This is a genomic window from Colwellia sp. MB02u-14, from assembly GCF_014076915.1.
GTDB lineage: Bacteria > Pseudomonadota > Gammaproteobacteria > Enterobacterales > Alteromonadaceae > Colwellia_A.
Genome location: NZ_JACGUX010000088.1, coordinates 99,867 through 110,962, shown reverse-complemented (window position 1 = coordinate 110,962; position 11,096 = coordinate 99,867). Strand labels below are relative to the sequence as shown.

General features: G+C 37.6%; 5 protein-coding genes. 1 reads left to right on the top strand and 4 read right to left on the bottom strand.

The genetic code is table 11. From position 1 onward, the window contains the following. Positions 1 to 208: 208 nt before the first annotated feature. Positions 209 to 4,765, top strand: coding sequence for a DUF6701 domain-containing protein (locus H4J52_RS19125; RefSeq protein WP_182225392.1), 4,557 nt, complete (start codon positions 209 to 211; stop codon positions 4,763 to 4,765). Positions 4,766 to 5,818: 1,053 nt separating this feature from the next. On the opposite strand, the gene H4J52_RS19120 is transcribed toward H4J52_RS19125, so the two are convergent. The 4 genes from H4J52_RS19120 to H4J52_RS19105 all read right to left on the bottom strand — a co-directional run bounded on the left by H4J52_RS19120 (position 5,819) and on the right by H4J52_RS19105 (position 10,941). Further along, positions 5,819 to 6,220: a DUF3718 domain-containing protein gene (locus H4J52_RS19120; protein ID WP_182180033.1), complete on the bottom strand. Its 402-nt coding sequence runs from the start codon at positions 6,218 to 6,220 to the stop codon at positions 5,819 to 5,821. Positions 6,221 to 6,996: 776 nt separating this feature from the next. Continuing rightward, entirely contained in the window at positions 6,997 to 8,061 is a 1,065-nt protein-coding gene (locus H4J52_RS19115) for an HD domain-containing phosphohydrolase (RefSeq protein WP_182180035.1), read from the bottom strand. A gap of 20 nt (positions 8,062 to 8,081) precedes the next feature. Then, complete coding sequence (locus H4J52_RS19110; protein WP_182180037.1) at positions 8,082 to 8,450, bottom strand: response regulator; 369 nt, start codon at positions 8,448 to 8,450, stop codon at positions 8,082 to 8,084. A 139-nt stretch (positions 8,451 to 8,589) separates the two neighbouring features. Next, positions 8,590 to 10,941 (bottom strand): ATP-binding protein, encoded by a 2,352-nt coding sequence (locus H4J52_RS19105; RefSeq protein ID WP_182225391.1) that lies wholly within the window; start codon positions 10,939 to 10,941, stop codon positions 8,590 to 8,592. Between the last annotated feature and the right edge of the window lie 155 nt (positions 10,942 to 11,096).

Sequence of the window (11,096 nt, the reverse complement as noted above, 5' to 3'; positions counted from 1 at the left end):
GCCTATATTTATTTTTATTTTTATTTTTATTTTTATTTTTTGCCAAGACAGAGTCTCGATGATGAAAGCTTTCATGAAGCGACCAAACTTAGTTGTTGTAAAAATGGCAACTTGTTGATGGAGCAAAATAGAATCTAAGATTATGTCAGTATGTAGATGCATTTTTAAATGCTTGTTCTAGTCAGATAGTATAGGAAAGGATCACACTGTGAAAAACGTATTAATATTAGCTATTTTTTTACTTTTTTTTTCACTGCCGAGTCAAGCTGAGAGAGTTATTAATAGTGTACTACTTAATGGTACTCCAACGACAATAGTTGCAGCGGGCGAAACAATATCAGTGCTACTTAACGTCACTACCAATGGGAACGGTAGTAATAAACGTTGGCAATCCACTTCTTATATATTAAATGGTACTACTACTTGCAATAATGACGCTAATATAAACAGTGGTGGCACTTACGATCGTGGTTTTGATATTACTGCGCCTTCAACAGCAGGTAGTTATACTATTTCTTTTTATGCCTATAGACAGGATGGTTGTGACACCAACAAAGAAAGTGATGTTTTTTCAATTACAGATGGTATTACGGTGATTGGAAATGAGCCTGATATTTCTGTTGATGATATAAGTATTGATGCTGGCGATATTGCCACTTTTACTATTGAGCTGACGAGTAGTTACTCCGAAGACATTACCTTGGATTATGCCACCTCAAATGGGGCTGCTACTTCAGGAACTGATTATACGAGCGCTAATGGCACGGTAACGATATTCGAGAGCGATATATCTAGTACAGTAAATATTATTACTTCGCCTTCAGGGAGTGGTGACTTTACTCTTACATTAAGTAATGCAAGTGCAGGCTCTATCGCTGATGCAACTGCTACTGGAACAATTGTTAAAGCAGCGAGTTTAATCGTAGATTACCGTTTTGATGATTGTCGCTACACAGGGGCTGATGATGAGGTTTTTGATCAAACGGGAAATTATTCTGGTAAAACCTTTGGTGTCGCCGATCCTGTTGATGATGCTGTTATTAATCGGTCACTCGACTTAACTGCTGATGGCATTAATGACTGGGTTATGGTGCCTAGTGGTTCTGTGAATGGCTTAGATGACTTCTCGGTGAGTTTCTGGGTTAATACTTCTGTAGATAAAGAGCAGCAGGAAGTTTTTCATGCTTTAGGCATTGACGAAGATGATGATGTGTTAGAGATAGCTCTAGAAGATGATAATAAAGTTTATATTAAAATTAGAGATAACAGTGAAACATTAACAAGTCGTATCGAACTCACTGATGGCTCATGGCATCATATTGCTCTTACCCGAAGTGGTAAAGATGTTTGCTTATTTGTTGATGGTAATGAACAAGATTGTGATGATGGTGTCAATAGCGGTGTTTTATCTGTCACTAATAGTAATGCAATTGTTATTGGCCAAGAACAAGATGAATTTGGTGGTGACTTTTCTGTGGCTCAAGGTTTTGAAGGAAAACTTGATGAGTTTCAAATTTATGATGCGGTACTTAACTCAGATAGAATAGCGTATATATATGCCAAGCAAAAAGCCGGTGACAATGGCGATGGTTCAACGCGCGACCCAGTAGCTTGTGGCGAAATTGAAGTGGTCGCAGGGCGTATTACCTTAAATAACACAGCAGATAACCCTTCATTTACTCATGTTTGTTTTGATAGACCTTTTTCAGTTGCTCCAGTGGTTTTTAGTTTACCTACTACTGCGAGTAATAGTGATCGCCTCACACTTAGGATCAGCAATGTTACCGTAAGTGGTTTTAATATTGCGCAGGTGGAATCACCAGAAAAATCCAACCCTAGCGCACCCGCAGGTAACATAGCTCAGACAGTAGATTTTTTGGCTATTGTAGAAGGAGATTATGATCTAGATGGAGGGGCTAAAATACGGGTAAGCACCTTGGATACTACACGTTTTCAAGGGAGATATTTTAGCGGTAGTTCTTGGAATACTGTTGATATTACCGATTTAGGGTTTTCACAACCTCCCTCTATCATTGCATCCATTCAGACAATGAATAATGAACCCAACGTAAATAATCCAGACGGCCTTTTCCCTATTTCAGAGCCTTTTTTAGTTACCGCTATGAAAAGTGTTACTAAAACTCAGTTTACTATGGCTTTAGAGCGAGCAGAAACAAACACAGGAACTATTGTTTCCAATGAAACCATAGGTTATTTGGCTATTACCCAAGGTGTTATTGGACAGCTAATGGATGATATTAGATATGAATCTTTTCAAACAGGCAATAATATCGAAGGTCTAAATAGTTGCCGTATATTCAACTTAGCTGGCAGCTATAGCGACAACCCACTCATTATTGCTACCCAGAACACTCGTAATGGTAGTGACGGTGGTTGGCTGAAACGGTGCGCTATTTCACCTGTAAACGTTGGGTTTAGTATTGTCGAAGACAGTGACAGTGACACTGATACAAATCATACAAATGAACAAGCTGGTGGTCTAGCATTGGTCGGTACCTTCAAGGATTTTGCCAATAACTGTGGTGATCCTATTATTGATCACTACGAAATTGAACATGATGGCAGTGGTTTAACTTGTGAAGCTGAAAGTATTATCATAAAAGCTTGTGCAGATGCTGATTGTAATACACTTAACTTAGACGCTACGGACGTAGCACTAGTAATTAATGATACGGTACATAAAACAGTGACCGTTTTAGGTAGCACCGATACCAGTTTTGATTTCACCACTCCAGGCACAGCTACATTAAGCTTAGATCAGGTTTATGAGTGTAATAATGGTGCTTCAGCAAGCTGTGATGTGGTTTTTGAAGATACTGGCTTTCGATTTTTCTCTAATACAGAAGGGACAGGTATTCCAGAGCAATTATCAGCCAAACCCTCAAATACTGGTTATAAAGCGAGTACATTAAAAGTACAAGCAATAAAGAAAAGCCCTACAACCGATGCTTGTCAGGCAGCATTTATTGATAGTAACACCATTGATATAGTGGCTACTTGTGTTGACCCTAACGAGTGTGCAGGTAGCCAAGTAACAATCAATAACTTAAGCGCTGATATCCCTATTAATACTTTAAATAATGCGGCGAGCAAAACGTATACGGGTGTGGCTCTTAATTTTAGTAACGAAGCTGTAAACAGTGCAGAATTTATTTTTACTTATCCTGATGCGGGCAAAGTACAACTTCATGCTAGATATAATATTCGTGATGAAAATGGCGACCCAACGGGTAATTATATGCTCGGTTCGTCTAGCGCTTTTGTGGTTAGGCCGCTTGGGTTTTATATTAATGTAGATGACAACCCAAAAGCACAGAGTGCTAATCAAGTTAATAGTGTTTTTAAAAAAGCAGGTGATGATTTTACTACAAGTCTAACAGCCGTACAGTGGCAAGCCGCCGATGACAGTGATGGAAATGGAATACCAGATACAGGTGCTGATTTATCTGATAATACCACTACTGTTAACTTTGGTAATGAAGCCACATCAGAAAACGCTATCATAACCGATAGCCTTTATCTGCCAACCCCAGGTATAGACGGTGTTTTAACCAATGTCAGTTTTACTGATTTTAGTAATGGTGTTGCTACTAATGGTGTTGATAATAATAAAAGTATGACTTATGACGAAGTAGGTATTGTCAAATTTGCTGCAAATTTAACGAATGGTACTTATTTAGGAACAGGTGATATTACAGGAGTAGCACCTTATGTTGGTCGCTTTATCCCTCATCATTTTGAATTAACAACGGGTCTGGATGGCGATCTAACGTCGGTTTGTGATATTAATCGCCTTTTTCCAGCAATGACGTTCGCTTATAGCGGGCAAATGAGTAGAACATCGACATCATCAATTTCAAGTAAAGGATCGTTGCAATATCAATTTGCTCCTGAATTATTCATTACGGCAAAATCATCAATCTGTCCTAATGGAACTTGCACCACAACAAGTAATTACACAGGAGATTTCATAAAACTTTTACCGAGTAATGTTACCTATATTACGCCAACAGAAGATGCTGACACTGATAATTTACTTGGTGCGAAAGTTAAGCTTACTGCCAATTTAAGTGAAGGGGTTTTTCTTGATGAGAGCGGAGGAGTTATTACTTACGCATTTAATGCTGAGGATAACTTTGTTTACCTTCGAGATCAAAATACAGAGATAACTCCTTTCCCAGCTAAAATAGAATTAGGAATTGCAGCCGTAAGTGACACTGATGGCGTAGTCGCTATTGACAGTGATGGTAATGGTGATAATGGTCGCTTATGGGTTTTGAACCCTCAAGGGAAAGAAATTCGTTTTGGTCGAACTTCTCTTAAAAATAGCTTTGGTCCAGAAACGTCCCCTATAGGGCAAGTTTTATCAATAGAGTATTTTGATGGCACTAACTTTGTTTTAGCTGATACTGATACTTGTACCCAATACAATTCGACTAATGTTAGTTTTGGCTCGCTGAATGGTGTTGGCCTTGATTCTGCTGATATTCCTGCTGTTTCGGGGGCATTTGTAGATATTGATGATTTACCTAATGGCGTAACGCGACAAATTTTTTTACCTGCTGTAGCAGCAGGAAATCAAGGAAAGGTAGAAGTAATCTATAACATATATCCATGGCTGCAATACGATTGGCACTGGAATGGTGTAGAAGTGAAAACGTTAAATAAAAATCCCAGCGCGATAGCCACCTTTGGGTTGTTCCGTGGTAACGATCGAATTATTTACATTCGGGAAGTTTTTTAATTCTTATATGATGTTTATTGGGTATATGCTAAGAAAGTTATACCCGTAATTGGGTTAGTAAAGAAATAACCTTGAACAAAATTACAATCATATATAGCTGACATGACAGACTGTAGCAACAGTTTACCGGTACTAAGAAAGCTTTCAATCAAAGTGATTGAGTCAGTATTATCACTACCCCCCCCATTATAGACCATGATCATCCGGCTGAACACGCCATCAAAATCACTTTCGTTAAGTGAGGATATTATTACTGTGGTAACGATTTTAGCTTGTGCATTAGCATCAGGCTCATTTTTACTGTTATATATAGTGGTTTTGGCTCAAAAGTTACAACAGCTTACGGCCTCAAAGCTGTCGTTATGGTACTAAAACCTGAGGTCTTAAATATGGCAGAAGTGTACGTTAGTAGTATTCAATTTATCCAAAGACAACGGTTACAATAAGGCCGAAATAATCTGGCACAGTTCAATGTAATTGGCTGGCAAAGATAAATGCAATTTAGTGAGACTGATGTTAGAAATTTTCCAATTCATAAGTTAAGTAAATTAACTATATCAATAACATATATTTATTATTGATTTGCTAATAGTGATATATAACTTTATTACTTTTAGATTTTCTAGCTAATTAAATTACTTTAATCAATAGCTTATTTATTTTGAAGTGAATCCTAGAGTTCAAGTCTCTATCTTACCGCAAAATATAGTAAACCCCGTTAATCGCAAGATCAGTGTTTTTTTGCATTTAAAATTGAAAGCAATAGCGTTAAAGATAAATAAGGGTTTATAGCACTAAAAGTTCGTGTAGAGTTTAAACTCGCTTTCACCGCTCCATTAAATAATCAGCTAACCGAAAGATTAGCGGGTTTTTTCTTTCTGGAATTTATGTTTTTAAGTTTGCTTTAAAAAGACAAGTTAGATATTTCAGTATTTTATAGCTAATGGTAATAAGCAGACATTCGTATACTAAACGTAACATTAACTTATTGAATGAAGGGCTAAACTTTATAATAAGTTATAAAAGTTTAGCCCTGAATTTTCAATATGCTATTTATTTAGCCAAGCCGACATAAATGATTTTAGTATCTTCATTTTTGCGATTAAAAACGGCTGCGATATCTTTTATTTCAACACTTGTGGTAGGTATTTTATCTTTTTTGGAGGTAAAATGGTTTAAATACGAAAAGGTATCTAACGCATCATATTTATAGGCAAAATGCGCCATTGCCATATCATTACAAGTGGTAGAATTAATAGTAAAGCGTTTTGAATTAATCGCAGAACTCATCATACGTAATCTCAGTGCTTTTTTTAATCCATCTTTGTTATTATTACCAGCAAAAACACACATTTTTGTCTCAATACTACTATCTGTTGCAATGAACTCGTACTTGGTAGCATTAGAATTGAAAGCTAATAATACGAACACTACTGCCAATGTTAAATTTTTCATAATTGACTCCTTTATAGTTGCAAGTACCCGATACAACTTAACTAAAAATCTCGAATAGTTAACGGGAGATAGGAAGCTATTTAACACATCCTCATCCGTACTGTTTTAGGCATTTCTTGCGCCATTCAGAATTAATAAAGCCTAATGCTATGAATAAAAGGCGATTAAAATGTGTAACTAAAAGTAATATTAATTTTGAAATAATAAGTGTAAAAAAATTGGACACTTGCTAATAAAAAACTAAAAACATAGAGCAAAATCTAATATTAAATTTGGAAATATACATATTTAGAGTGGAACTATACATGTTTAGAGTCATAGCTTAATATTTTCAGTGCAATGCATTATATACTGTAAAAAATTCTGACATTATACTCTGCCTTACACAAAGTGGACGAGCGGTAAGAAGTCATGCAATAAAACGATGTGAACGACCAGTATCGCGAACACGCCAGAGTAATGTGATTGTTCAACCATGTCCGCTGTAGATCAAAACATACAAAAATTTTTAGTATAAATTCTAAAATGCTAAGGTCAACAAAGTCGCAGTTACTGCCCTTAGAGTTATATTTTAGAAGTTAACTATTTCAAAGTTTAATTAAATTTTTTGAAAGGTGTTTACGGTGCTCACATATAATAATTACAGTTTCCATCTTGATTTAGAAGGTTCTCGCTTTATTCAACTTCTACAGCACTCTTTTCTGCTCAACCAAAAAACCTTAATCCCTCATAAAAAGAGTGTCATAAATATTATATCACTTAGGCTAATTTTAACGTTATAAGTGATGATCTTTGTATTTTTCATAGACCTTTTCAAAGTTTTCTGGATGAGCAGCAAAAGCAGCCAGCACTCTGGGATCAAAATGCTCAGGCATCGTTCTACCATCTCCTTCAACAATTATTTTTACTGCTTTTTCATGGCTAAAAGCGGGTTTATAAGGCCGCTTTGAGCGCAAAGCATCATAAACATCACATAGCGCCATAATTCGAGCAGATAATGGAATATCTTCACCAGAAATACCATTAGGGTAGCCGGTACCATCCCATCGTTCATGGTGATTTAAAGCGATTTCTGCTCCCATTTTGATAAAGGGAGAGTCGCCATTTTGGAGTATTTTTGCGCCAATGGCACTGTGTGTGTTCATAATTTCACGTTCTTTTGCCGTGAATGGATCTTTCTTGAAAAGAATAGCATCAGAGATACCAATTTTACCAATATCGTGCATAGGGCTGGCATAGAACAAGGACTTGTTCATTTTTTTACTAAGACCTAGTAACCTTCCCAAGAGATATGAATAGTGTGCAATACGGCGTACATGTGCACCCGTTTCCTCATCTTTAAATTCAGCTGCGCTCACCATAGTAAGTATGGTTTCCTTATACGCACTTTCAAGCTTAGCTGTACGCTCCTTAACTTTGGCTTCAAGTTTATGGTTATAGTCTGAGAGGAGGTCGCTGTAATCTTTTAAACGTAACATATTTCTAACACGCAATATTATTTCAGCTCGATCTACGGGTTTGGTAAGGAAGTCATCAGCACCTAATTTCAGTGCTGTCAATTTAGCATCATGATTGTCTATAGAAGTTACCATGATAATAGGAATAGACAGCGTTTCTGGGTTCTTTTTCAGCTTTCCTGCCACTTTGTTGCCGTTCAACCCAGGCATCATTATATCGAGCAGTATTAAATCAGGTGGATCTTGTGCTACGCTTTTTAGCGCTTCTTCACCACTGTTAACACTCTTTATTATATAGCCCTCATATTCGAGCATCACTTTTAGAAGCTCTCGGTTTAAATGCTCATCGTCAACAATAAGAATTTTTTTAGGACGATTATTCATGTCGTTATCCTGTTAAGAAATTAAGGTACTACTACATGTTTTTCAACCACTGCCCATAGTATCTTATAACGCAGTGGCTTGGAGATATAGTCATCACAGCCAGCAGCTTGACAAAGCTCCTCATCACCGCTCATCGCTAAAGCCGTTAAAGCGATAATGGGGATAGACTGTGTGTCAGGAGATGCCTTTAGCAATACGGTTGCTTCTAAGCCCGACATACCCGGTAATTGGACATCCATTAAGATCAAGTCCGGTGACTCTGTTCGGCTTTTATGCAAACCACTTCTAGCATCTTTTGCTTGAATAGCAACATGACCAGCCTTTTCAACAAGTAGCGTGGCGAGTTCCATATTCATGGGATTATCTTCAACAATTAATATGCGAGCCATCTAAATTTCCCTTAATATATATACTTAAAGCGCTCTAAATTGTGATGCTAAATATTTGTCTATTATCATTGTACTTTACCCTGTTCTTTAAAGACTAACCTTGCGCATGCTGTGTTCTACCCTTGCTAATATATTTTGGTTAACGCTGAATTGGCATCACTTTATTGTTATTATTAATTATTTTTTCTGTCGATAGGTTTATTCGCTCAAACGAACTATTGTTATCCTTCATTGCTGATAAAGGTTTTACAGAGGTAGATTCTTGCTTAAGACTTATCTCACGCCACGGCAGCCAAACCTTAAAGCAAGAACCTTTATTCTCCGCACTCGATACTGCCATAAAACCACCATGTAAATGAGCAAGCGCTTTCACCATGACTAATCCAAGACCGGTACCACCATATTTCCGAGATAGACTGCTATCGATTTGAGTAAAGGGTTCAAACAGCTTATTCAAATCAGCATCAGAAATACCTATGCCAGTGTCATGTACCATAATTTCAAGAAACTCTTTAAAGTTTGTTTGGTCGCTATCAACGTCATCAATTAGCCGGGTTTTCCATGCTTTATTCTTGTTGACCATAACCGCCTCTACGCGAAAAATCCGGCGAGCTGAAAGGGTAATTTTTCCTCCTTTAGGTGTAAACTTAACCGCGTTAGACAACATATTGTAGATTATCTGCTTAAGTTTTCGTCCATCACACTGCATGAAAGCTAAATCATCTGGTACATCCTCTGCCAGATCGATATCTTCTGACATCGCCTTTTCCTTTACCATAGATATACAATCATGCAGTAGACTAGTAAGCTGAAATTTTTCTAAATCGAGGGTCATCTTACCTGCTTCTACTTTTGAGAGATCGAGTACATCGTTAATCAATGAAAGCAAATGTTGACCACTGTCAAAAATATTCCCAATATATTTATTTTGTTGGCCGCTGATTTCACCAACAAGCCCATCTTTAAGTACTTCTGAAAAGCCTATAATAGCATTAAGTGGCGTGCGTAATTCGTGTGACATACTGGCAAGAAATTCACTTTTCATCTTACTAGCGTGCCGTAACGCTTCACTTTCTGCACGCAGTAGCGCGGCGTGACGTTGATCACTAATATCACGAGTTATCTGGGCAAAACCAATCACTTCATAATGACTACTATGTATGGCTGTTATAACAGTATTACACCAAAAACGGGTGCCATCTTTGCGAAGTTGCCAGCCACTTATTTCGAAACGGCCCTGCTCTCTTGCTATCTGTAGTTCTTTCTCTGGCTGACCCGACGCTATAGCTTCGAGAGGATATAAACAGGAAAAATATTGCCCATTAACATCATCAAAAGCATAACCGGTAATATACTCAGCCCCTTTGTTCCATGAAGTAATATTGCCATTAGCTTCGAGCATTATAATCGCATAATCACGCACGCTTGAAACCAATAACCTCAGCGACTCTTCACTCTTTTTTAATTGCTTATCCGCTTGTATTCGCGCTAATTCAACAACAGAAAAACGCCGAATATAAAGAAAAGTTGCAAGTGTTACTATTAAAAATAATAGCCCACCCATCCAAATAAGCTGTCGCGCCCGTCTGTCAATAGGAGCATATACTTCTGCTTCATCAATTTTTGCTACCATACCCCAGCCCATTCGAGGGATCTGCGCGAGATAAGAAATTACTGGTATATTTTGATAATCGACGCCACGAAAGAACCCCGTTTTTCCGTTAACCGCATTCGTACCGGGAATATCTTGCTGGTTAAGAGGTATGCTCATCGTGAGTGACAAATCTTTTGGGCGGCGCACCTCGTTAAGATATAAGGCCTCACCTGCATCCCTGCGGACAAGTAAAGTTTCTGCGCTCAAACGCCCTACTGGCCATGCATCGAGCATAGGAAATAGAAATTGTTCTGGGTTAATACGAAAATAGAGTACGCCAATGATCTGGCGAGTCCCTTTGATATCAACAAATAAAGGGGTTAGCATAGCCATTCGTAGTGTTTTTTTCTGTCCCAAGTTAATTTCGCCAAGGATCATGTTTTTACTACGGATAACATCTATGGCCTGCTGTTGTATCAACTCATCTGGCTGGCTAATAATGTTTTGGTTAGTCGATAATATAACTAACCCATCGAGATCAAGCAGTGTTAAGGCCGCATATTGGTGACTGTCTTGAATGACTTTAAGACGATGCAATATTTTTTGGCGGTTGACATTATTTGGAGCACCATCACTTAGCCAATTTTCAAGCATGTAGGTAAGATAGTAATCTTCGCTCATAATAACAGCATCACGTTGAAGTCCATCAAGCCAATAATCGATTCTTTCAATTTTCAGGTTGGCGATACTGGCTAGATTGTCTTCGCTGCGTTTTAGGATGATATTTTTCTGATATTGGAATATTAACAGTCCTATCATGGTGATAGACAGGACAAAAATAATAAGCAAGGTAAATGGCTTAAACGATGGTTGTGAATATAGCTTATCAACTTTCATAGTACGACACCGTTTTTTTAACAAAACAATGGGTACTATTAGCTTTTAAAATAGCAGATAAAGTAATGTTTATTCCTAGTGTAATTGATGATGGCTCGCGTCAAGTCCGTTTACCCAACATCTATTGAGTATGGCTTTGTATGGGGTAATAGCAA